14 protein-coding genes are annotated in these 23,789 nt (G+C 70.5%); 7 read left to right on the top strand and 7 right to left on the bottom strand.

Features of this window, described 5'->3' with window-relative positions:
* The first annotated feature begins 2 nt into the window (after positions 1-2).
* A complete protein-coding gene (locus tag J2S43_RS17725) occupies positions 3-779 on the top strand; it encodes an amino acid ABC transporter ATP-binding protein (RefSeq protein WP_306830554.1) in 777 nt (258 codons plus the stop codon).
* Positions 780-889: 110 nt separating this feature from the next.
* Positions 890-3,901: an NACHT domain-containing protein gene (locus J2S43_RS17720; protein WP_306830552.1), complete on the top strand. Its 3,012-nt coding sequence runs from the start codon at positions 890-892 to the stop codon at positions 3,899-3,901.
* Positions 3,902-3,910: 9 nt separating this feature from the next.
* Here J2S43_RS17720 and J2S43_RS17715 read toward each other — a convergent pair whose 3' ends face one another.
* From J2S43_RS17715 to J2S43_RS17705, 3 genes are all read right to left on the bottom strand, one after another.
* Entirely contained in the window at positions 3,911-4,888 is a 978-nt protein-coding gene (locus tag J2S43_RS17715; RefSeq protein WP_306830550.1) for an AraC family transcriptional regulator, read from the bottom strand.
* Between the two features lie 102 nt (positions 4,889-4,990).
* Positions 4,991-7,456, bottom strand: a complete 2,466-nt coding sequence (locus J2S43_RS17710; protein WP_306830549.1) for a LamG-like jellyroll fold domain-containing protein — start codon at positions 7,454-7,456, stop codon at positions 4,991-4,993.
* Between the two features lie 284 nt (positions 7,457-7,740).
* Complete coding sequence (locus J2S43_RS17705; RefSeq protein WP_306830547.1) at positions 7,741-8,340, bottom strand: TetR/AcrR family transcriptional regulator; 600 nt, start codon at positions 8,338-8,340, stop codon at positions 7,741-7,743.
* An 85-nt stretch (positions 8,341-8,425) separates the two neighbouring features.
* On the opposite strand from J2S43_RS17705, the gene J2S43_RS17700 reads away from it, so the two are divergent.
* On the top strand, positions 8,426-9,370 hold the full coding sequence (locus J2S43_RS17700; protein ID WP_306830545.1) for an LLM class F420-dependent oxidoreductase: 945 nt from the start codon (positions 8,426-8,428) through the stop codon (positions 9,368-9,370).
* A 63-nt stretch (positions 9,371-9,433) separates the two neighbouring features.
* Here the strand turns inward: J2S43_RS17700 and J2S43_RS17695 are convergent, their stop codons facing one another.
* Together J2S43_RS17695 and J2S43_RS17690 are read right to left on the bottom strand one after the other, a co-directional pair.
* A complete protein-coding gene (locus J2S43_RS17695) occupies positions 9,434-10,594 on the bottom strand; it encodes an alkaline phosphatase PhoX (RefSeq protein WP_306830543.1) in 1,161 nt (386 codons plus the stop codon).
* Between the two features lie 83 nt (positions 10,595-10,677).
* Complete coding sequence (locus tag J2S43_RS17690) at positions 10,678-10,866, bottom strand: hypothetical protein (protein ID WP_306830541.1); 189 nt, start codon at positions 10,864-10,866, stop codon at positions 10,678-10,680.
* Between the two features lie 234 nt (positions 10,867-11,100).
* On the opposite strand from J2S43_RS17690, the gene tnpC reads away from it, so the two are divergent.
* Positions 11,101-12,516 carry an IS66 family transposase gene (gene tnpC, locus J2S43_RS17685; RefSeq protein ID WP_306827493.1) on the top strand — a complete coding sequence of 472 codons (1,416 nt, stop codon included), beginning with the start codon at positions 11,101-11,103 and terminating at the stop codon, positions 12,514-12,516.
* Positions 12,517-12,891: 375 nt separating this feature from the next.
* A complete protein-coding gene (locus tag J2S43_RS17680; RefSeq protein WP_370881596.1) occupies positions 12,892-14,061 on the top strand; it encodes an IS30 family transposase in 1,170 nt (389 codons plus the stop codon).
* A 998-nt stretch (positions 14,062-15,059) separates the two neighbouring features.
* On the opposite strand, the gene J2S43_RS17675 is transcribed toward J2S43_RS17680, so the two are convergent.
* Entirely contained in the window at positions 15,060-17,588 is a 2,529-nt protein-coding gene (locus J2S43_RS17675; protein ID WP_306830539.1) for a penicillin-binding protein, read from the bottom strand.
* Positions 17,589-17,759: 171 nt separating this feature from the next.
* Here J2S43_RS17675 and J2S43_RS17670 point away from each other — a divergent pair, with 171 nt between their 5' ends.
* Positions 17,760-18,848 carry a hypothetical protein gene (locus J2S43_RS17670; RefSeq protein WP_306830537.1) on the top strand — a complete coding sequence of 363 codons (1,089 nt, stop codon included), beginning with the start codon at positions 17,760-17,762 and terminating at the stop codon, positions 18,846-18,848.
* Positions 18,849-18,937: 89 nt separating this feature from the next.
* Here J2S43_RS17670 and J2S43_RS17665 read toward each other — a convergent pair whose 3' ends face one another.
* The gene (locus J2S43_RS17665; protein WP_306830536.1) at positions 18,938-19,120 is read right to left on the bottom strand and encodes a hypothetical protein; all 183 of its coding nucleotides are present in this window, start codon (positions 19,118-19,120) and stop codon (positions 18,938-18,940) included.
* 193 nt (positions 19,121-19,313) lie between these two features.
* Between J2S43_RS17665 and J2S43_RS17660 the strand changes: the two genes are divergently transcribed.
* Positions 19,314-23,672 (top strand): S8 family serine peptidase, encoded by a 4,359-nt coding sequence (locus J2S43_RS17660; protein WP_306830535.1) that lies wholly within the window; start codon positions 19,314-19,316, stop codon positions 23,670-23,672.
* Positions 23,673-23,789 lie beyond the last annotated feature (117 nt).

Here is a 23,789-nt window from a genome sequence, read left to right as displayed (position 1 = left end):
CCATGTCCACCATCGACATCCGCGGCCTGCACAAGTCGTTCGGCAGACTGCCGGTGCTGCAGGGCATCGATCTCACGGTCGAGCCGGGCGAGGTCGTGTGCGTGATCGGCCCGTCCGGCTCCGGCAAGTCCACGCTGCTGCGCTGCGTGAACCTGCTGGAGACGCCGACGTCCGGCACCATCCACGTCGGCGGCGTCGAGGTCACCGACGACGACTGCGACATCGACGCGGTACGCCGCCGGATCGGCATGGTGTTCCAGCAGTTCAACCTGTTCGGGCACCTGACCGTGCGGGAGAACGTGACGATCGCCCAGCGCCGGGTGCTCAAGCGGTCGAAGGCCGAGGCGGACCGGATCGCCACGCTCAACCTGGACCGGGTCGGGCTCGCGGAGAAGGCCTCGTCGTACCCGGCGCAGCTCTCCGGCGGTCAGCAGCAGCGCGTCGCCATCGCCCGCGCGCTGGCGATGGACCCGCAGCTGATGCTCTTCGACGAGCCCACCTCCGCGCTCGACCCGGAGCTGGTCGGCGAGGTCCTCGCGGTGATGCGCGGGCTGGCCGCTGAGGGCATGACCATGCTGGTGGTCACGCACGAGATGGCGTTCGCCCGCGAGGTCGCGTCCCGCGTGGTCTTCATGGACGGCGGCGTCGTGGTCGAGGAGGGCCCGCCGGCCGAGGTCTTCGGCAATCCGCGTGAGGAGCGCACCAGGACGTTCCTGCACCGGGTCCTGGAGCCGACCCGGGTCAGCGAGACCGAGATCGGCGCGCATCTCACGGACTGACACGAGGCGTCTTTCCGGTCGGTGCACCGACCGGAAAGACGCCTCGATCATGTACTGGGTGTTATGTCATGTGCACGGATTGTTCATCCGGAACGGATAGCAATGGCAGTGTGACGGATGGTCTCTCCCTTGCCCTGCTGGCGATCGTCGGCGACGTGCTGCGCGGGCTCGCGGTCGACATGCTGCTGGAGTTCCGGCAGCGGCACCGCGCCGGCGCGCGCGGCGGCGACCCGAGCCCGGCGATTCTGCGCCGGACCGTCGAGCGGACCCGGGACCGGCTGGTCGAGCTGCACCGCGGCGAGCTGCGGGACGTCTCGCCGGGGGAGTGGGAGGCGGCTGTCCACGCGGCGCGGGAGAGTCTGACGGCCGCGCGCCTCGACCTGGCCGCGGCGTTCGACGCGCAACTCGACCCGGACCGGCTGGCACGGACGGTCCACCGGGCGTCACCGGGCCGGCCGTCGGGCTACGCGCTGAGCGCGCCGGGACACGCGGCCTACGACCGGATCATCGCGCTGACCTGCGAGCAGCTGATCGGCTATTTCCGCTCGCTGCCCGAGTTCGAGGAGGTTCTACAGACCCATACGTTCTGGCGGGTCAGCGACGTGGCCCGGCAGCTGGACGAGCTGCTGCGCCGGCAGGACCGGGCCCGGCCGGACGAGGACGGCCGGTTCGCGGCGCGGTACGCCGAAGTGGTCCGCGAGCAGGTGGGCGGCTTCGAGATGTTCGGCGCGAACCGCACCCGCCGCCCCCGGCCGCACACCTTCGACAAGTACGTCACGCTGGCCGTGGCCCGCCGCTCCCGGGGCGAGCCGGACGAGGACGAGGACACGCTCACCGGCGTCGGCATCGACGTGGCCAACGCGCTGGTGGACAACCCGCGGGTGATCATCCGGGCCGGCGCGGGCGCGGGCAAGACCACGTTGCTGCAGTGGCTGGCGGCCAAGGTCGCCGACCGTGCGCTCTGGACCAGTGGTGGCTACGTGCCGTTCTTCGTGCCACTGCGCCAGTTCGCGGCCGGGCCGGCCGAGCTGCCCGCCCCGGAGCAGCTGCCGCTGCTGATCGCGCGGCTGATCGGCGGCGAGATGCCGGCCGGGTGGGCCAGCCGCCGGCTCGGGTCGGGCCGCGCGCTGGTGCTGGTCGACGGCGTGGACGAGCTTCCGGCGCACCGCCGCGAGGAGGCCCGCCGCTGGCTCGGCGACCTGGTCCGGGCCTACCCGAACGCGCGGTACGTGGTGACCAGCCGGCCGCCCGCGATCGACGACGACTGGCTCGGCGAGGACGGCTTCGTCCCGTTCGACCTGCTGTCGCTGAGCGCGCAGGGCATCCAGGACTACCTGGGGCGCTGGCACGAGGCCGCGGCCGAGGAGTTCCTCGACGACCCGGCGGAGGCGGAGTGGCTGCGCACCTGCCGGGCCGAGCTGGGCACGCTGATCGCGGCCCGGCCGGAGCTGCGCCGGCTGGCCGCGAACCCGCTGTTGGCCGGGCTGATCTGCGCGCTCTTCCAGGACCGGCACATGCACCTGCCGCGGGACCGCAAGGCGCTCTACGACGCGGCGCTGGAACTGCTGGTGCTCCGCTGGGACGAGCGAAAGGGCATGCGCCTCGACGACCTCCCGCCGCTGAACCTGGAGGAGCAGGTCGTCGTCCTGCAACGGCTGGCGTACTCGCTGGTCAAGAACCAGGACATCGTGCTGGACCGCGCGGAGGCGGTGCGCCGCATCGGGCACGCCATGCACGGGCTGCGCCCGCATCACGCCGACCCGGACCGGGTGTTGCAGCGCACGCTGGAACGCACCGGCATGCTGCGCGAGGTCTACGACGGGCAGATCCAGTTCGTGCACCGTACGTTCCGGGACTTCCTGGCCGCGAAGGAGGCGGTGGAAGGCGGTGACCTGGGCCTGCTGCTGAGCAACGCGCACCTGGACCAGTGGCACGACGTGGTGATCATGGCGGTGGCGCACGCCCGGCCGCACGAGCGGGAGCGGATACTGCGCGACCTGCTGGCCGGCAACGCCGCGGCCCGGGAACGGCCGCAGCTGCACGACCGGCTGCGGCTGCTCGCGGCCGCGTGCCTGGAGCAGGCGGCGGTGACGCACACCGACGAGATCCGCGAGGAGGTCCGGCTGGCCGCGCGCCGGCTGATCCCACCGGCCAGCCTGGACGACGCCGAGCTGCTGGCCCGCGCCGGCCGGTTCGTGCTGGAGCTGCTGCCCGGCCCGGCCGGGCTGAGCGAGGAGCAGGCCGCGTGCGTGGTCCGGACCGCCGCGATGATCGGCGGCGAGGGCGCACGGGAGATCATCGAGGGGTTCACCGCCGTCAAGGAGGCGGAGGTGATCGAGGAGCTGCTGCGCGCGTGGCGGCTGTCCGGCGACCCCGAGGGCTACGCCCGGACCGTGCTCGCGGACGTGGACTTCGGCGACCGGCGGCTGGAGATCCAGCGCTGGTCCCGCGTGCAGTACCTGCGCTACCTCACCCGGCTCTCGACCGTCGCCTGCCGCGGCGACACGATGCTGGACCCACTGGCCGCGATCCCGAACCTGCGGCACCTGGAGCTGCTGCAGAACCTGGTGGTGCGCGACCTGACGCCGCTGCGGAACGCGCGCCGGCTGAGGGTGCTGCACCTGGCCAGCTGCCCGCTGATCCGCGACCTCGGCCCGCTGCGCGACACCGGCGTCACCGACCTGCGCATGTACCTGATGAGCGCCCCGCTGGAGACGCTCGCCGGCGCGTCCGTCTCCCGCCTGGAGATCCGGGACCGAAGCCTGGTGGCCGACCTGTCACCGATCCCGGACGACCTGCCGCTGACGGACCTCGTGCTGAACAACCGCCCACCCGACCGGAGCCTGCGCGGCGCCGAACGCTGGCCGTCCCTGACCCACGTCGAGTTCCACGGCACCCCCGACCGATCCGAGCTGCGCAGCCTCGCCGCGCTCCCGCACCTCACGGCCGTGACCCTGCACACCCCCGACTCCGTCGACGGCCTCCACCACCTCCTGCAGCTGCCGTCCCTGGAGAAGATCGTGGTGCACGACCTCCCGTCCCCGGACCGCACCGCCATGCAGGCCGTCCTGGACGCGGCACCCCAGCCCACCATCATCATCGACGGCCTACCCCTGCGGTGACCGGGCTGGTCAGCGGGTGCGGAGCGTCTCGGCCGGGGAGGTGCCGTAGGCCTCGCGGTAGGCGGCGGCGAAGCGGCCGAGGTGGGTGAAGCCCCACTGCCGGGCGATCGCGCCGACCGTGGCGCCGTGGCCCGGGTCGGCCGCGAGCAGGTCGCGGTGCGCGCGTTCGAGGCGGATCCGCCGCAGGTAGGCCATCGGCGTGGTGTCCAGGTGCCGCCGGAACGCGGCCTGCAACCCCCGGGGCCCGGTGCGCGCCGCAGCCGCCACGTCGGCCAGCGTCGTCGCCTCGGCCGCGTGCTCCTCGAGGTAGGAGATCGCCCGGCGGATCGTGCCCGGCCCGGTCTCGCCCGGTCCGGGCAGGTAGCAGGCGGTCGTCGCGGTGCTCGGGAACGTCGCGACGGTGGCCGCCGCGGCCAGGTCGATGAGGGCCGCGTGCGCCGGCGCGCTGGGCAGCGCCGCGTCCGGGTTGAGTGTCACCCGATGCAGATAGACGAGTGTCTCCCGCCAGAACTGGGCCAGCGGTGCCGAGACCGGGGTCATCGAGCGGAACGCGAAGTCGGCCGGTTCCAGCCCCCAGCGGACCGTGGCCGCGTGGGTGACCGCGTCCAGCGGTAGTCGCAGGATCTGCACGTCGAAGTCGATCAGCTGTCCCTGGAAGGACTCGCCCGGTGGGACGAGCACCAGGTCGCCGGCCGTGAGGTGGACCTGCTCGCCGGCGGAGCGGATCGTGAGGTTGCCCCCCAGCACGTGGGCGGCGTGCACGTACCCGACCGGTGCGGTGTCGATGTCCAGCGCGGTGGAGTAGCGCATGCGGTCCAGCCCGATGACGCCGCTGTCGACGGACCGGACGTCGTAGGTGAACCGGTCGAGCCCGGGTGGCACGCGCGCGGTGAAGTCGAAGTAGACGCGGCGCATCGCGTCGTGCGCCTCTTCGACGTTCGACGTGGTGTACGCACTGCGCCGCAGCGGCACCTCACCAGGGGCCAATCCGGGTACCTCCAGAACCGAGGGGGATTCTGAAGGGTCAACGATCGAGTCGGTGCGGAGTGGTCCGGAACGCGCAACTTGCACGTTCCGGGCCACCTAAACTCACATGACCGACGAGTACAGACTGGCCACCTCGGCAGCCGTCAGTGCCCGATCGTAGACCCGCACCTGGTCGATCGCCCCACGCCAGAAGTCGACCGGCCCGCTGTTGTAGCGGGCTCGTCCGATCGTCAGCGGTCCGTTCGACGCATCGCCGTGGCAGGCCTGGAGGCTGCCGGCCCGCTGCCCGTCGACGTAGAGCGTGATGCTGCCCTCGGCCGCGTCCCGCACGCCGGTCAGGTGATACCAGCGCCCGGTCTCCGGCACGTCCGGTGCCAGCGCGCGCCCGCCCGCGAACGAGAACGCGAACCGGTTGTCCGCGCTGGAGTACTGCAGGAAGAACGCGCTGCGGTTGGCGCCGTCCTGGCCGACCGCGGTCGCCCAGCCGCCGAGGCTGTCCAGCCGCACCCACGCGGACGCGGTGTAGCTGCCGGTGGTGTCCAGCACCGGCCCGGCCGTCTCCGCGTACTGGCCGGCGCCGTCGAGTTGCAGCGCCTCGCCGGAGTGCCCGGCGGTCCAGGTGGGCGCGCCGATCAGCGTGCCGTCATGATCACCGGCTTCGTCGACGACGTTCCCGTCGAGCGGCCAGGAGCCCACCCCGCCGAGGCCGGGCGTGCCGGGGCCGGGGGCCGGAGCGCCGGTACCGGTGCCGTCCACGGACGCGATGATCCGCTTGTTGATCTCCGCGACGGCCGCGAAGTCCATCTTCTCGACCGCCCGGTCGTACGTGTAGAAGCCGTTGACCTCGTGCTCCACGTCGGTGATCTGCGTGTACACGGAACCGGACAGCCCGCACCGGTTCGCCGCGCGCAGCAGGTCGGTCTGGTTCTCCACGTACCGCCGGGTGAGCGTGGCGCTGTCCGGCGTCATCTCGTAGGCGTGCCCGTCCGGGTACCACATGTGGCCGGGCACCTCGAGGCCGAAGCCGCCGTGCTCGCCGTCGGCCGCGACCCGCGTCGCGTCCGGCTGGGGCGCGGCCGGCCCGACGTAGTCGTGCCAGTCGATCATGTCGCCGCGACCGGAGTCGCCCTTGGAGGCGCAGCAGTTGACGCCGCTGTGCGCGTTGACGATCCGGGTCGGGTCCTGCGCCTTGACCGCGTCCGCGATCCGGCCGGTGGCCGCGCGGTCCCACTCGCCCCAGCCCTCGTTGAACGGCACCCAGGTGACGATCGAGGTCGAGGACTTCTTCTCGTCGACGATCTCGTGCAGCTGCCGCTCGAACTCCACCTGCGCCTCGACCGGGGGAGTGCCGCCGGTCCGCATCGACGGCATGTCCTGCCAGACCATCAGCCCGAGCCGGTCGGCCCAGTAGTACCAGCGGTCCGGCTCGACCTTGATGTGCTTGCGGATCGTGTTGAAGCCGAGCCGCTTGGTCTTCGCGATGTCGAACCTCAGCGCCTCGTCGGTCGGCGCGGTGTAGATGCCGTCCGGCCAGTAGCCCTGGTCCAGCGTGGACAGGTTGAACAGGATCTTCCCGTTCAACGTCTGATAGAGCCTCCCGTCCGCGCCGACGGTCTTGCCGACCTCACGCATCCCGAAGTACGAACCCACTTCGTCCACGACGGTACGGCCGCGGAGCACCCGCACGGACAGGTCGTACAGGAACGGCGAATCAGGAGACCAGAGCCGCGCCTTCGGTACGGGAACGCGCAGCTCGCCGCCCGCGGCACCACTGGCCCGGCCGACCACCCGGTTGCCCTGCTTCGCGACCGCCTCGACGGTGAGCCCGGCCGCGCCCTCGATCCGCGGGTTCACGCGCAGCACACCGTTCCGCACGTCGGGCGTGAGGTCCAGGCGGTCGACGGCGCCGCGCCGGACCGGTTCCATCCACACGCTCTGCCAGATGCCGGACGCGCCGACGTAGAAGATGCCGGCGTCCGGGGTGTTGCGCTGCTTGCCGACCGGCTGCCAGGTCGCGTCCGTGAGGTCCTCGACGCCGACCACGATCTCCTGCGGGCCGCGCCGGGTGAGCGCGTCCGTGACGTCCGCGCTGAACGCGTCGTACCCGCCGCGGTGTGTGGCGACCTGGACACCGTTGACCCAGACGGTCGCGTCGTAGTCGACCGCGCCGAAGTGGAGGCGCAGCCGCTGGTCACCGCCGACGCGCCAGCCGGCCGGCACGGTGAACACGCGCCGGTAGAACATCCGGTCCTCGGAGCGCTGGATGCCGGAGAGCGCGGACTCGATCGGGTACGGCACCAGCACCCGCTCGGCGAGCGGCGTTCCGAGAGGCGGTGCCTGCCCGGCGGTCGCGCCGGCGAACTCCCACACGCCGTTGAGGCTCTGCCAGCGCTCGCGGGTGAGCTGCGGGCGCGGGTAGTCCGGGAGCGCGTTGTGCGGGCCGACGTCGTCCGTCCACGGGGTCGCGATCGGCGGCGTGCCCGGCTGCCATCGCGGTGGCGGGGCCGCGACCGCGGGTGAGCCGGTGACCACGACGAGCGCGGCGACCAGCGCGGAGAATGCCTTCATCCGTAAGCTTCCCTTCTCACGGGGGCGTGGTGCGTTCCGGTCCGCAACGGGCCGGAAACACTCAGAAACAATCAAGCACGGCGGTGGAACGTGTGGCAATAGGCGCCGGTCGATTTCGTTATTGTTGTTTTGTGTTCGGGCGCAATGGTGCAGAATCCCTGGGCGCTCAACCCGAACGGTGCCCACCCGTTCCTTGCCGGCCCCGCCCGCCGTCTCGCCGTCGATCCGGGCCGACGGCTCGCGCCGGCGCCGAAGGGTCGGTGGCGCCATGGCGGACGCCCTGATCACGGGGCTGACGCGTCGCCGGTGATCAGGCGGCGGCTGCCCAGGGCGACCCGGTCCGCGATCTCGTCCACCGGCACCGACGACCGGTGGAAGAAGCCCTGCGTGTAGAGCGCCGTGTAGCCCTGCGCGAGCGCGATCTGCTCCTCGATCAGATGCAGCGAGTCCTGCATCGGCCGGTCGCCGGTCGCGGTGACCAGGTCGATCCAGCCGCTCATCAGCGCCCTCGTCGCCGCCGTGCGCTCCTGATCATCAACCTCGGACAGCTCGGCCGAGAAGATCACCAGGAACCCCGCGCCGGTACGGACGGCGAAGCGCAGATAGGCCGCACCCGCCGCCGCGAACCGGTCCACCGGGTCCGTCCCGGCCGCGTCCGCCGCCGCCGTGACCTCGGCCGCCAGGTCCCGCGCCGCCGTCGCCGCGACCGCGGAGAGCAGGTGCTCCCGGTCCGGGAAGTGCCGGTACGGCGCGGCCGTGCTCACCCCGAGCCGCCGCGCGACCTGCGCCACCGAGAACGCGCCCGGCCCGCCCTCGGCCAGCAGATCCAGGCTCGCCCGCACCAGCGCGGCCCGCAGATCGCCGTGGTGGTAGCCGCGCGTCATCCGTACCTCCGCTTGCCTGTGGTGTTGATGGTCTCTTACATTAGCGATGTAAGAGCTCTCTTACATCGAGCTGGAGGCACGCAGCGTGACAATCCGACTGGGTTACCAGATCCCGAGCTTCAGCTACCCCGGCGCCGACCCCGCGCAGATCTTCGGCACGGTCGCGCGGCAGGCCCGCGACGCCGAGGCCGCCGGATTCGACACCGTGCTGGTGATGGACCACATGTACCAGCTGCCCGCGATCGCGCCGGTCGAGGAGCCGATGCTGGAGGCCTACTCCACACTGGCCGCGCTGGCCCGCGAGACCACCACCGTGCGACTGTCCGCGCTGGTAACCGGCAATACGTACCGTAATCCCGCGCTGCTCGCCAAGACCGTCACCACGCTCGACGTGATCTCCGGCGGGCGCGCGGTGCTCGGCCTCGGCGCCGGCTGGTTCGCGCGCGAGCACGAGGACTACGGCTTCGAGTTCGGCACCTGGACCGACCGGTTCGCGCGGCTGGACGAGGCGCTGCGGATCATCGGCCCGATGCTGCGCGGCGAGCGGCCCACCGTCGACGGCGCCTGGTATCGGACCCGGGACGCGATCAACAACCCGCGGCTGCGCCCCACCGTGCCGATCATGCTGGGCGGCAGCGGCGAGCAGAGGACGTTCCGGCTCTCCGCCCGGCACGCGGACCACCACAACATCAACTGCTACCGCCCGGACCTGCCGCACAAGCTGTCCGTCCTCCGGCGGCGCTGCGCGGAGATCGGCCGCGACCCGGACACGCTCACCACCAGCTTCCTCACCCGCGCGGTGGTCACCGAGACCGCGGCCGAGGCGAAACGGATCATGGCGGAGTTGCCGGAGACGTGGGCCCCGATCACGATCGCCGGCACGCCGGACCACCTCGCGTCCGTGCTGCACGACGAGGTGCTGGCGCACGGCGTCGGCGGCGTGATCATCAGCCTGATCCGCAACGGCCACGAACCGGGCGTCGTGACCTCCGCGGGCGCGGCACTGCGCCCGCTGTTCTCCAGGACGTGACCGATCGGCGCACCGTCGTCCGGGTCGGGCCCAGCATGCGTCCCGGGTGCGCCGTCCCGTCCTCTACCTGCGGAACGGACCGGTCACGCAGTACGTGATGCCGCCGGACGACGAGCCTGACGTGCCGCGCTGCGAGGAGAAGTAGAGCCGGTCGCCGGCCGGGGTGAACGCCGGCCCGGTCAGCTCCGACGAGCCCTGCCCGCTCACCCGCAGGAACACCGAGATCTTGTCGTCCGGCGTGATCAGGCAGATCTCCATGTTGCCGCCGTCCTCGGCCACGTAGAGATCACCGGACGCCGAACCGGTCACGTTGTCCACGCCGGTCAACGGCGCCGACCCCGGGCTGACCAGGTTGTCGTCGTAGGCCAGCTCGAACGTCCCGGCGGCCAGGTTCACCTGCCACACCCGGTTGTCGCCCTTGGTGGTGAACCACACCGTGCCGTTCGCGTAATGGCAGCCCTCGCCGCCGTTGAACGACTTCGCGCCGCTGACCTGATAGCGCGTCAGCGTCGGCGAGCCGTCCGGATCCGGCACGGTCTGCCAGCCGAACGTGCCGCTCGTGCCCGACCCCGCGACGAAGACCTGCAGCGTCCCCGCGGACAGATCACCCCACACCGACGGTACGAACCGGTAGAACCGCCCGTCCGTCTCGTCCTCGGTCAGGTAGACCACCCGCCGGTCCGGGTCGGCCGCGGCGGCCTCGTGCTTGAACCGTCCCATCGCGGGCCGGACCACGGCACTGCCACCCAGCGGGTACGTCTCCCACACCCGGCCGAGCGACACCTCCTCGCAGGACAGCCAGGTGTTCCACGGCGTCTTGCCGCCGGCACAGTTCATGTTCGTGCCGGACAGGATCCGCGACGCCCCGGTCACGTTCCCGCTCGCGCCGAAGACGATCCGGGACGCGCCGCCGCCCGCGGACGAGCTCACCTCCGAGTTCGACGCGTAGATCCAGCCGCTTCCGTTCGGGATCACCGCGCCACCGTCCGGCGCGTCGTGCCACACGTACGAGGTGCCGGGCACGGCCTGCCGCGACCGCGCGACCACCCGGCTGGTGAACCCGGCCGGCAGCGCGATCCCGTTCGCGTCCGCCGCCTGCAACGCCCCGTAGGGGCCGGCCGCGTTCTGTGCCGGCGCCGCATACGCCGCCGACCATGCCGTGAACGGCAGCGCCAGCCCACCCGCACCCGCCACGGTCGCACGCAACAAAGATCGTCGATCCATGCGAAGGACCCTAGCTGGATGCGGTTATCCGCAAGCGGAGCGTGACATTAACGCCGCCCGGCCAACCCGCGAACGCCCGCTTCTCAGGCCGGGCCGCCGCCACCCGGCACCTCCAGCCTCCGAGCGCACGGCCGATACCACGCGTCGAACCGGTCGCCTGTCGCGCGGCCCGGGGCGGCGTAGACGACGCCGGCCTCCTCGATCGCCACGAGATCCGCACGCCTGATGCCCCGCCCGGCGAACCGCTCCACCGCGACCGGGCCTCTCTCCACCCGCTCGCCGGACTCCGCAACCTCGCGGCCCGGAGATCATGTCCACCGCGACCAGGCCTCTCCACCCGCTCGCCGGACTCCGCAACCTCGCGGCCCGGAGATCATGACGGCTCACCCCGCGCGTCGCCTTACCGGCTGCTTCTGGCGCCGAGATCGAGGCTTATTCAGAGGTAACTGGATAGGTAGTCCGGGCGGCAGCGAGGTCCGATGTAGAGGCTGGTAGGTTCATGGGTCGTGTCTGACCTGCCGTCGCCGTCGTATGACGATCTCCTTGCGGAGAACGTGGTGTTGCGGGCGATGGTGGCGGACGTGACGGCTCGGCTGGAGCAGGCGATGGGCCGGATCGCGGAGCTTGAGGCTCGGTTGAAGCAGTCGTCGTCGAACTCGTCGAAGCCTCCCTCGTCGGACGGGTTGGCGAAGCCGTCGCCGAAGTCGTTGCGGCCGCGGTCGGGTCAGGGTCCGGGACGGCCGAAAGGCCAAGACGGGGTCACTTTGCAACGCTTCGCGGATGCGGATGTGGTCCGGCACGTGCCCGCGGTGTGCGGCGGGTGCGGGGATAGCCTGGCCGGCGCGGACGAGGTCGATATGTTCTGGCGGCAGGTGGTCGATGTGCCACCGGTGACACCGCAGGTGACCGAGCATCAGATGATCACCGTCAAATGCCGGTGTGGGCACCACACCACCGCGCCCGCACCACCGGAAGCGACGGCACCGATGGTGTACGGGCCTCGGCTGGCCGGGATCGGGGTGTATCTGCTGCACGGGCAGTTCCTGTCGGTGTCGCGGACCGCCGCCGCGCTCAAGGACCTGTTCGGGGCGCCGGTCGCCGCCGGCACGGTGGCCGGCTGGGTGAAACGCACCGCGCTGGGCATCATCGACACGGTGTTACCGGTGATCGCTGGGCGGATCATCAACGCACCGGTCGCGAATTTCGACGAGACCGGGATGCGGGTCGCCGGCCGCCTGGCGTGGCTGCACTCGGCGTCCACTCCCACGGATGTGCTCCTCGCGGTGCACACCACACGCGGCACGAAAGCGATGGACGCGATCGGGGTGCTGCCGACGTTCACCGGGGTCGCGGTGCACGACGCGTGGGCGCCGTACGACACCTACACGCACATGAGCCACGCCCTGTGCAACGCGCACGCGTTGCGTGAGCTGATCTACGTCACCGACACCGCTACCGGTCCGGTCGCCGAGCACGCCGAGCAGGCGGCCACCGCGCTGCGCCGGCTGAACCGGCTCACCGCCGACGCCACCGAGCGGATCCCCGACCCGGAGAAGCTCGCCTTCTACCAGCACGTCCTGCACAGCGCAGTCGTCCTCGGCGTCGCGGCCACCGCCACGCGGGCCAGCAAACTCGAACGCAAATACCACGCCCTGTTCGTCCGGCTCCGCAACCGCCGCGACGACTACCTGCGCTTCGTCACCGACCCCGCCGTCCCGTTTGACAACAACCGGGCGGAGCAGACGATCCGTATGCCGAAACTACGTGTCAAGGTCTCCGGCAGCATGCGCACCACGACCGGCGCCGAACACTTCGCCGCGATCCGCAGCTACACCGCCACCGCCGCCCGGCAAGGCATCGACACCCTCGACGCCCTCATCCAGGCCACCACCGGCAACCCCTGGATCCCCACCCCGGCCTGACCGGCAACCACCACCGGCCCGTCACGTGGCCCGGGGCCGCCGCGTGCCCAAATCAGCCACCTATCCAGTCACATTCAGAGCAGCGAACCGGCACCGCGTTGCCGCAGGCCGCGCTGCCTGACGAGGGCGGCGCTGAATAAGCCTCATCGATCCCGCATCGCGGAAGATCGGTCCCGATAGCCAGCCGATCTTCCGCATTACGGGAAACTGCCGCCAGAATGCGGAAACGCCGCGCGCGCTGCGGGCGCGACGCCCGAAATATCGCCGTAAATACACCCGGCGGTCGCCCCCGCATCTGACTAGTGATACATGGCGCACCGTATGAGGCACTTGTGGTCAATTGGTCGTTGCAATGCCCTCTGAGCAGGGGTTTTGATGGCGAAGCCGGGTGTTCCTTATGTGGTTCGGGTGCGGTTTTGGGAGGGGATTCGGGCTGGTTTGTCTACCGAGGAGGCGTCGACGGCTGCGGGAGTCTCGCGGTGGACGGGTATGCGCTGGTTCCAGGATGCTGGCGGGGTGATCAACAACGGGGCTGGGGCCGGGTCAGGCCGGTATCTGTCGTTCGAGGAACGCGAGGAGATCATGCTGCGGCGTGATCGGGGTGAGTCGCGGCGGTCGATCGCGGTGGCGCTGGGGCGGGAGCCGTCGACGATCGGGCGGGAACTGGCCCGGAATTCGACCGTGCGGGTGGGTTATCGGGCCGGCCGTGCGGACGAGAAGGCGCGTGATCGCCGCCGCCGGCCGAAGCCCGTGAAGCTCGCGGACTGCCCGCGGTTGCGGCGGGTGGTGCAGGGGAAGCTGAAGCTGAAGTGGTCACCGCGGCAGATCGCGTTGTGGCTGCCCCGGCGTTTCCCGGACGATGAATCGATGAGGGTGTCTCACGAGACGATCTACCAGTCGCTGTTCGTCCAGTCCCGGGGTGGGCTGCGCAAGGAGCTGACCGCGTGCCTGCGGACCGGCAGGGCTCTGCGCAAGCCCAGGGTCAGGTCACGACAGCAGGAGAAACGCGGCCGGATCCCCGCAATGATCAACATCCGTGAGCGGCCCGCTGAGGCCGCCGACCGGGCCGTGCCCGGCCACTGGGAAGGCGACCTGATCATCGGTGAGGACGGCGGCTCCGCGATCGGGACTCTGGTCGAACGCTCCACCCGCTACTGCATGCTCGTCCACCTGCCCGACGGCCGGGACGCCGAGGCCGTCCGCGACGCCCTCATCGCCACCATCACGACACTGCCCGCTCACCTGACCAAGTCACTGACCTGGGATCAAGGCGTCGAGATGACCCGCCACGCCGACTTCACCATCGCCACCGGCATCGATGTCTACTTCTGCGACCCGCACTCGCCCTGGCAGCGCGGCAGCAACGAGAACACCAACGGCCTGCTCCGCCAATACTTCCCCAAGGGCACCGACCTGTCCGTCCACACCAGACAGCACCTCGACGACGTCGCCGCCGAACTCAATGGCCGCCCCCGCGAAACCCTCAACATGCGCACACCCGCCGAAGCCCTCAATCAGCTACTATCGGCACCTCTAGCTGCATAAACGTTGCATTGCGACGACCGATTGAATCCACCGCACTCATACGGTGCGCCATGTATCACTAGTGGTTTTCGCGCGATCAATCTCGCAGCCGGGAGGCACTGAGGCTTATTCAGCGCGGCGAGCACGCACCGCGTTGCCGCAGTCCGGGCGGCCTGACGAGGGCGGCGCTGAATAAGCCTCACTGTTGACCTTCCAGCGCCGGGTGAGGGACGCTCCCCCGCCCGGGATGCTCTGGCCTTTGAGCATCGACGCCAGGAACACTCTCGAACCGGATGCCGAATGCCGACATGTCGGGCGCGAGGCGCCCGGTGCCTTGCGATCGCGGAGGCCTCGGTGCCACACCCTTCAACAGGCGGCGCGACGCGTGATCGACTTCTTGCCCGTGAGCTCGGTGGTGATCTTCCGACCGCGCGTCCAGCGCAGACCGCCAGGCACACGAAACCCACGAGGAGTCAGCCGGGCCGACGAACGCCCACCCCCGCCGGAACCCAATGCCCTCTCGGTGCCGAAATAGCGGAGAATGGGCCCGCGCCGGCAGGGCCGGAAACGATCGGGCGCCACGGAGGATGCCAACAGGGGAGCGTCCCACCGCAGTCGGCCGGCGATATTCGTGCCGACGACGATTTTGCGGTGCGGAACTTGGCGCGTTATTCAATGGCCGACCGCGAGCTTATTCAGCGTCGCCCTCGTCAGACGGCCCGGCCTGCGGCAACGCGGCGTTGGCTCGCCGCGCTGAATAAGCCTTATCGTGTGGTGAAAAAGGGTGCCGGCGTGGAGAAGCAAGCAAGCGGCGTCGAGGCTTATTCAGCGCCGCCCTCGTCAGACCGCGCGGCCCGCGGCAACGCGGTGCCGGTTCGCTGCGCTGAATAAGCCTCGGTGAGCTGTGCCTGCGGGGAGTGAGCCGGACGTGGCCGCGCCGGAAGGGGAGTGAACGTCGTCGGCGGCGTGGAGGAACCGGCGCGGTGGTGAGGGTGTGGACCCTCACCACCGGATGCGGGTCAGTCGCCGCCGGGGAAACCGGGGATGTCTGGCAAGCCCGGGATGTCCGGGATGGGCAGTCCGGGCTCCGCGTCGTCATCGTCATCGTCGTTGTCCCCGCCGCCGCCGCTGTTGGCCGGGGGACGGGCGGGGGAGTTGCCGTTGCTGATGCGCAGGACGACGGTGCCGCCCTCGACCGTGCTGTCGCCGGGCTCGGTGCGGGCGACGCGGCCGGCCGCGCAGGTGGAGTCGACGCGTTCGGAGGAGACCTGGACCTGGAAGCCGCGCGCCTTCAGGCGGGTGATCGCGTCGTCCTCGGAGTTGCAGGTCACCGACGGGATCGACACCAGCTTGCCGGTGATCATCTTCTCGCTGGGTGGCGTGAACTCCTTGGCCTGTTTGCCCTTCATCGCCTCGGCCAGCGTGTTGATCACGGCGGGGTTGACCGCCTCGGAGTGCGGGTCGCCCCAGGCGTCGCCACCGCCCTGCATGGACGTGTTCTGGTTGTCCGGGTCGGCGACGATGCCGGCGACCGTGAGCTGCACGGTGCTGACCACGAACGCCGCGGTGCGGTAACCGTCGGTGGTGCCGGACTTGCCGATCACCGGCTTGCCGATCCGGTCGCGTGCACCCGGGTCGGTGCTGCCCGCGCACCGCGACGTCGCGGAGCGGTCGCCGACCGGGCAGCGGGACGCGTCCGCGACCGCGCGCGCCACGTCCTTGTCGATCGCCTGCCCGCAGCGCGGGTCGCCGGCGGCCAGCTTCTGCTTGTCCTGCCAGATCTCCGCGACCGGGATCGGCTCGCAGTAGCGGCCGTCCGCCGCGATCGTCGCGTACGCGTTGGCCAGGTCCAGCGAGGTGGTGCCGGAGACGCCGAGCGTGAACGCGCCCCAGGTGTTCGCGTTCGACGCGTAGCCGGCGTCCTTCTCGCTGCGGAACTTGATGCCGAGGCGCTTCGCGGCGTCGACGACCTTGTCCGCCCCGACCCGTTCCTCCAGCGGTACGAAGTACGTGTTGACCGACCGCCCGAAGCCCGACCACATGTTGAACGTGCCGGTCAGCGACGTGGAGAAGTTCGCCGGGCAGTAGACCGGCCGACCGCGGCACGGCCCGGTCTCGTTCGGCTCGACCGGGAAGTTGGAGACGTAGTAGGCCCGCGGCGACGCGATGTCGTAGGTCAGCGGGTAGCCCTTCTCCAGCGCCGCGACCAGTGTGAACAGCTTGAACGTGGACCCGCCCTGGAACCCGGTGACGTCCTCGCTGCCGGAGATGATCGGGTTCGTGGTGTTCGGGTAGGTCCCGCGCACGCCGGACCGCCGCTTCGCCGGGTCGCTGTTCGGCTCGTTGCCCTTGTCGTCGTTCTTGTAGACCCGGTTGACCGCCATCGCGCGCACGTGTCCGGTGCCCGGCTGCACGGCCGCGACCATCAGCGCGTTCTTGTTGCCGTCCGCCGCGTACTTACCGACGTTGGCGCGCGCGGACTTCTGCACGTTCGGGTCGAGCGAGGTGACGATCCGGTAGCCGCCGCTCTTCAGCCGCCGCTCCCGGTCGTAGGGCGTGGCGCCGAACGTCTCCTGGTCCATCCACCAGCGGTAGAAGTAGTCGCAGAAGAAGCCCCAGTCGTTCTTGGACGTGTTCACACAGCCGCCGGGCGTGCGCTTGCCGTTGACCTTGATCTCGGCCTTCTTCGCCTTCTCCGCCTGCTCGGCCGTGATGAAGCCGAGCTCGACCATGCCGGGGATGACGTAGTTGTTGCGGCGCTCCAGCGCCAGCTCCTTGCCCTCCTTGGTGGTCGGGTCGTACGCGGACGGCGCCTTGACCATGCCGGCCAGCAGCGCGGCCTCCTCGATCGTGAGGTCCTTGGGCTGCTTGGAGAAGTAGACCTGGCTGGCGGCCCAGACGCCGTAGGAGCCGGCGCCGAACGGTGCCATGTTCAGGTAGTTGGTGATGATCTCCTTCTTGGTCATCTCCTCCTCGACCTGCATCGCGTACCGCACCTCGCGGGCCTTGCGGGCCGTGGTGTCCTCGGTGGCCGCGACGACGTCGGCCGGGTGGGTGGCCGAGTAGGAGATCGCCATCCGCACGTACTGCATGGTCAGCGTGGACGCGCCCTGGGTGGCGGCGTCGCTGTTCTTGTTGTTCAGGAACGCGCGCAGGATGCCCCGGTAGTCGACGCCGTGGTGGTCGTTGAACGTGCGGTCCTCGGCGGCGACGATCGCGTCGCGGATCACCTGGGGCATTTCCTCGTACGTTATGTCCTTGCGGTTCTCGTCATAGATCATGGCGAGCTGCGTCTTGTTGTCCGATGCGTACAGATATGTGTTCTGTGGCGTCCGCTGCACCGTGAGCTCGGTGGGCAGGCTGTCGAACGCCTCGATGCCGGATTTCGCGGTGAGCCCGGATATCGCTGCCACCGGGAAAGCGGCCGCAGCCACGACCACACCGGCCAGCAGGCCGCAGATGATCAGCGAGAACGCGCTGGTCAGCGGCGAGTGGTCCCGGCGACCGGCGCGGAACAGACCGGTCAGCCGGGTCAGGGGCGGAGCCATCGGTCTCCTTCGACAGGCGGTAGTGATCGGATTGTCCCTCTTCAGACGCACCGTCGCCCACCCCGGTCGCCTGATGACGGGAAATTCCTCGATCCGTGTTTGAACCGCGCGCCCCCGCCGAACCGTTACTGACGGCGACATGCCAGCGGAGCAAGACCGGGAGACTCCATCGTGTACGAATCGCCACCGACCGACCGTGACCTGCGACGGGAGCGTCTCGGCACGCGGATCGCGCTGATCAGTGCGACGCTCACGGTGGCGGCCGTGGTGGTCACCGGTGTGATCGTGGCCCGCAACGCGCCCGGCTTCATCACGGTCACCGACGGTGAGCCGGACACCGGGCAGCTCGCGGTGCCGGGCGACGTGGTGGCGCAGGGCCTGGCCGCGCCGCCGTTCAGCTACACGTTCCACGGCTACACCGCCGGCGGGCTCAAGGTCTCCGAGCCGATGCTGGTCACGCCCGGCTACCAGGAGGCGTGGATCCGCCGCCCGTACGAGCTGATCGAGCTGAAGGACGACAACGGCGAGGTGATCGACTCCCGGCCCGGGTACGACGCGCTGCTGACCGTCTACCGGCCCGGCGTCTACGACCCGGCGCGCTACCTGGACCAGGAGAGGATCACGGTCGGCGGCCGGGACGGCTTCTGGGCCGGAAACGTGCCGTACCAGCGGGAGTTCGTCGACTCCCAGCCGCGCCCCGGGGTGGCCTGGGAGTACGCGGACGACGCGTGGGCGGTGATCTCGATGATCGCGGCCGAGCCGTACCCCCGGGAGGATCTTCTTGCGGTCGCGGCGGGCCTGGCGATGACCGCGCCCTACCCGGCGACCACCCCGATCGACCTGGTCACCGTGCCGGAGGGGTACACGCTCACGTCCGGCGGGACGACCGACGACTGGCCGCTCAGCGTGAGCGAGCAACTGGGCAGCATCCGGCTGACCTCGTCCCGGCCGGAGTACCGGGGTCTCACCATGCCGGTCGACGTGCTGGAGAGCGACGTGCCCACGATCGCGGTCGGGGTGGCCGACGCGAGGTGGACCACGGAGGCCGGCCTCGCCGAGGCCGGTGCGCCCGCGACCTGTCTGGACGAGAACAAGTGCATCCGGCTCTCCGCGGACGGCCGGTGGCTGACCGTGGGCCACGCGCCGCCGCACGCGCGGGCCGACCCGGAGCAGTTGAAGCGCGTGGTCGACGACGCCGTGCTCGCCGACGTGCCGGACCGCTCCACCTGGTTCCCGTTGGTCGAGGCCGCGGCGCCCTGACACTTTCAAACATCACAATCCGCTGGGAGTACGCCCGGAGCCCGCTGACTGCTCGGGAACTGCTCACCTGGGTGCTTGTGCACGAAGCTTCAGGCGCCCGCGCCGTTCTCCGGGCTCAGCAGCCGCCGCAGCTCGTCCAGATCGGCGACGAGCAGCACCGGGGCGATGCCCTCCAGCCGCTCGGCCAGCCGCAGTCGCTCGGCAGGGGAGGTCGCGACCGCGATCAGCAACGGGATCGGGTCGTCGTCGGCATGCTCATCTCTTGGTGACAACTTGCTTACGTACCGTCTTGATCGTCCATTCTGCTAGATCATAGTGTCCCTTCGGGTCTCCGACGTCATCCCTTTCGGAGCCTGGGCATGGAAGTTCGCCGTCCGGAGATCATCCGTTCGGCGGGGCGAGACTTCCGCCGCCCTCCGCATGACTCGCTCAACCCCCGAGTCGTACCGAGGAGAGGCAGCATCGATGTTCGATCGTCCACACCTGCTTAGAGCCGCGGCGGCCACCGCCGTCGCGGCCGCGAGCCTCCTGGTGTCCGTCGTCGGCGCGCAGCCGGCGCAGGCAGCCGCCAAGGAGGACAAGATCCGCCCGGAGCTGGCGCAGCAGCTCGCCGCGAAGGCCGAGGCGGACTACTGGATCCACTTCGCCGCCAAGGCCGACCTGAGCAAGGCCGCGGCGAACAAGGACTGGAACGCGCGCGGCACCGCGGTCGCCGCCGAGCTGAAGAGGACCGCGCAGGCGTCACAGGAGAAGGCGCGCGCGGAGCTGACCTCGGCCGGCGTGAGCTTCCAGTCGTTCTGGGCCACCAACGCGATCAAGGTGACCGGCGGGTCCACGATGACCGCCCAGGCGATCGCGGCGCTGCCCGAGGTAGACGGCCTCTACCCCAGCGTGGACTACGAGATCCCGGAGACGAAGGAGGGCGACGACGAGAAGACCGTCAACGCCCTCGAGTGGGGCATCGCCAGCATCAACGCCGACGACGTGTGGTCGGAGTACGGCGTGACCGGCGAGAACATCGTCATCGCCAACATCGACACCGGCGTGCAGTTCGACCACCCCGCGCTGGTCGGCAAGTACCGCGGCAACAACGGCGACGGCACGTTCGACCACGACTACAACTTCTTCGACGCGGCCGACCTCTGTGCCGGCGACGCGCCGTGCGACACCGACGGCCACGGCACGCACACGATGGGCACGATGGCCGGTGCCGACGGCGCCAACCAGGTCGGCGTCGCGCCCGGCGTCACGTGGATCGCGGCCAACGGGTGCTGCCCGTCCGACGCCGCGCTGATCACCTCCGGCCAGTGGATGCTGGAGCCGACCGACCTCAGCGGCCAGAACCCGGACGCGAGCAAACGACCCAACATCATCAACAACTCCTGGGGTACGCGGCTGCCGTCCAACGAGCCGTTCATGGAGGACGTCACGAACGCCTGGACCGCGTCCGGCATCTTCGGCGTCTGGTCCAACGGCAACATCGGCCTGTCCGGCTGCAACACCAGCGGCTCGCCGGGCAGCCGGGTCGGCAACTACTCGGCCGGCGCGTACGACGTGAACAACGCGATCGCGAACTTCTCCTCCCGCGGTGCCGGGCAGAACGGCGAGATCAAGCCGAACATCTCCGCGCCCGGCGTGAACGTGCGCTCCAGCGTGCCCGGCAGCGGCTACGACACCTACTCCGGCACCTCGATGGCCGCGCCGCATCTGGCCGGCGCGATCGCGCTGCTCTGGTCGGCAGCGCCCGCGCTCGTCGGTGACGTCGCCGGAACCCGCGCGCTGCTCGACGGCAGCGCGATCGACGTGAACAACACCAGCTGCGGCGGCACCGCGGCCGACAACAACGTCTGGGGCGAGGGCCGCCTCGACGCGCTGGCGCTGCTGAACGCGGCACCGATCGGTGACACCGGCACGCTCGCCGGCACGGTCACCGGGCCCGGCGGCACGCCGGTCTCGGGCGCCACCGTCACCGTCGTCGGGGCGGTCGAGCGCGCGCTGACCACGGCCGCGGACGGCACGTTCAGCGTGCTGCTGCCGGCCGGTGACTACACGGTCACGATCGCCGCCTTTGGGTACGGCACGGTCACCCGTACCGTCACGATCAGCAACAACGCCACCACCACGCTCGACGTGGCGCTGGCCGAGGTGCCGAAGGTGAAGGTCACCGGCACCATCACGGACGGCTCCGGGCACGGCTGGCCGCTCTACGCCAAGGTCAGCGTGGCGGGCCCGTCCGGCGTCTCCGACTACACCGACCCGACGGACGGCTACTACGAGTTCGAGCTGCCGGCCGGCGCGACCTACCAGCTGACCGTCGACCCGGTCTACCCCGGATACCAGACCGTCAGCGAGAACGTCACGGTCGGCGTCGCGGACACCACCTGGGACAAGGCGGTGCCGGTCGACGTCGCGTCCTGCACGGCCGCACCCGGCTACGGCTGGTCCTCCGACGGTGAGTACGAGACGTTCGACGGCACGACCACGCCGGCGGGCTGGACCGTCACCGACGCGGCCGGCCGCGGCCAGACCTGGAAGTTCACCGACGACGGCAACCGCGGCAACAAGACCGGCGGCACCGGCGGCTTCGCCATCGTCGACAGCGACGAGTACGGCGCCGGCGGCGCGCAGGACACCTCGCTGGTCAGCCCGATCGTCAACCTGTCCGCGGTGACCGCGCCGGTGATCCGGTTCAACCAGGACTTCAACTGGCTCGGCTCGGACCGGGCCGACGTCGACCTGAGCATCGACGGCGGCGCCACCTGGACGAACGTGCTGCGGCAGACCGCGGACGCGCTCGGCCCGCGCACCACCGAGATCCCGATCCCGGCCGCGGCCGGCGAGCCGGACGTCCAGGTCCGCTTCCACTACTACGACGCCAGCTACGAGTGGTGGTGGGCGGTCGACAACGTGCTGATCGGCACCACGTTCGAGTGCAAGCCGTTCACCGCCGGCCTGGTCGTCGGGCACGTCGAGGACAAGAACACCGGCGGGTACGTCAACGGCGCCACCGTCACCGGCGGCGGCACCTCGGCCGTCAGCACCGCCACGCCGGACGACCCGGGCCTGGAGGACGGCTTCTTCTGGCTGGTCTCCACCGCGACCGGCAAGGTCGACTTCACCGCGGCCTCGTCCAACTACGCGTCGCAGACGAAGTCCGTCACGGTGAAGGCCAACAAGGTCGTCACCACGTCGTTCCAGCTCGCGGCCGGCCAGATCACGGTCACCCCGGCCGCGGTCACCGGCACGGTCCGCATGCCGGACGGCACGGTCAGCAAGAAGATCACCGTCAAGAACAACGGCGGGCTGCCGGTCGAGCTGGAGTTCAGCGAGCGGCCCGGCGGGTTCGAACTGCTCCGCGCGGACGGCACCAAGGTCACCGACAGGCAGCTGCTGGCCGCGGCCGGTGCACCGCTGCAGCGGCTGACCGCTCAGGCGTCGTTCGCCAGCCGGTCGTCGATGGGCGCCACCGCGGTGCCGGCCGCGCCGGCGCCGAGCGCGGCACCGTGGACCGGGATCGGCAACTACCCGGCCAACGTGATGGACAACCGGGTCGTGTCGCTGGACGGCAAGACCTACTCCATCGCCGGTGGCAACGGCTCCGCGTCGTCGGCGAAGAACTACGTCTACGACCCGGTGGCGCAGGCCTGGTCCGGGATCGCGGACCTGCCGGAGGCCCGTAACGCGGTCACCGCCGGCGTGATCGACGGCAAGATCATCGTCACGGGTGGCTGGGGCCCGTCCGGCCCGTCGCCCACGACCTGGTCCTACGACCCGGGCGCGAACACGTGGACCAAGCTGGCCGACAACCCGGCGCCGCGCGCCGCGGCCGGTCAGGCGGTCCTGGACGGCAAGCTCTACGCGATCGGTGGCTGCACCACGGCCGGCTGCACGCCGATGTCCAACTCGGTGACCGCGTACGACCCGGGCACGAACACCTGGTCGACCGCGGCCGCGTACCCCAAGTCGGTGGCGTTCGGCTCCTGCGGCGCGATCGCCGACGCGATCTACTGCACCGGCGGAAACGACGGCACCACCTCGCAGAAGTCGTCCTACACCTTCGACGGTACGGCGTGGACCCCCATCGCGGACGCGCCGGCCGACAACTGGGCGTCGTCGTACGCGGTGGCCAACGGCAAGCTGCTGGTCGTCGGCGGCTCGCAGGGCGGCGCCATCACCAACGCCGGCTTCGCCTACAGCCCCGACGCCGGCACGTGGGAGGCGCTGCCGAACGCGAACACCGCCCGCTACCGCGGCGGCGCCGCCTGCGGCTTCTACAAGGTCGGCGGCTCGTCCGGCAGCTTCAACGCGCTGCCGGAGAGCGAGGTGCTGCCCGGCTTCGACGAGTGCTCCACCGCCACGGACGTCTCCTGGCTCGCGCTGGACAAGACGACCGCGACGCTCGCGCCCGGCAAGTCGGTCACGGTCACGGCCACGCTCACCGGCACCGTCGAGCAGCCCGGCACGTACACCGCGGGCATCGCGATCAAGGAGAACACGCCGTACACCGTGGCGCCGGTCTCGGTCACGCTCACCGTCCAGCCGCCCAAGACCTGGGGCAAGCTGCTCGGCACCGTGACCGGCATCAACTGCCAGGGCGTCAGCGCACCGCTGGCCGGCGCCACCGTCCAGGTCGACTCCTGGGCACAGTCCTTCACGTTCACCACGGACGCGGCCGGCAAGTACGCCTACTGGCTGGACAACCGCAACAACCCGCTCACGCTGATCGTCGCCAAGGACGGCTGGAAGCCCCAGACCAAGACCGCGAAGATCAACACCTCAACCCCGACCACCGTCGACTGGACCCTGCGCCCCACCACCTGCTGACACTCGGTCCCCCCACCGGGCCCGTCCCGTGCCCCCGGCACGGGACGGGCCCGCCCCGAGCGCACCACACATGATCGGGGCGTTCCTCAAGTCGTTAGAACGACTTGAGGAACGCCC

This window comes from Catenuloplanes nepalensis, assembly GCF_030811575.1.
GTDB lineage: Bacteria > Actinomycetota > Actinomycetes > Mycobacteriales > Micromonosporaceae > Catenuloplanes > Catenuloplanes nepalensis.
The sequence above is the reverse complement of the archived record's forward strand: the minus strand, read 5'-3'. Positions and strand labels throughout refer to the sequence as shown.

What these genes read in the sequence shown, in the direction of transcription:
- J2S43_RS17725 (WP_306830554.1), top strand. Translation starts at nt 3, where the DNA reads ATGTCCACCATCGACATCCGCGGCCTGCACAAGTCGTTCGGCAGACTG.
- J2S43_RS17710 (WP_306830549.1), bottom strand. Translation starts at nt 7,456, where the DNA reads ATGAAGGCATTCTCCGCGCTGGTCGCCGCGCTCGTCGTGGTCACCGGC.
- J2S43_RS17705 (WP_306830547.1), bottom strand. Translation starts at nt 8,340, where the DNA reads ATGACGCGCGGCTACCACCACGGCGATCTGCGGGCCGCGCTGGTGCGG.
- J2S43_RS17695 (WP_306830543.1), bottom strand. Translation starts at nt 10,594, where the DNA reads ATGGATCGACGATCTTTGTTGCGTGCGACCGTGGCGGGTGCGGGTGGG.
- J2S43_RS17680 (WP_370881596.1), top strand. Translation starts at nt 12,892, where the DNA reads ATGGCGAAGCCGGGTGTTCCTTATGTGGTTCGGGTGCGGTTTTGGGAG.
- J2S43_RS17675 (WP_306830539.1), bottom strand. Translation starts at nt 17,588, where the DNA reads ATGGCTCCGCCCCTGACCCGGCTGACCGGTCTGTTCCGCGCCGGTCGC.
- J2S43_RS17660 (WP_306830535.1), top strand. Translation starts at nt 19,314, where the DNA reads ATGTTCGATCGTCCACACCTGCTTAGAGCCGCGGCGGCCACCGCCGTC.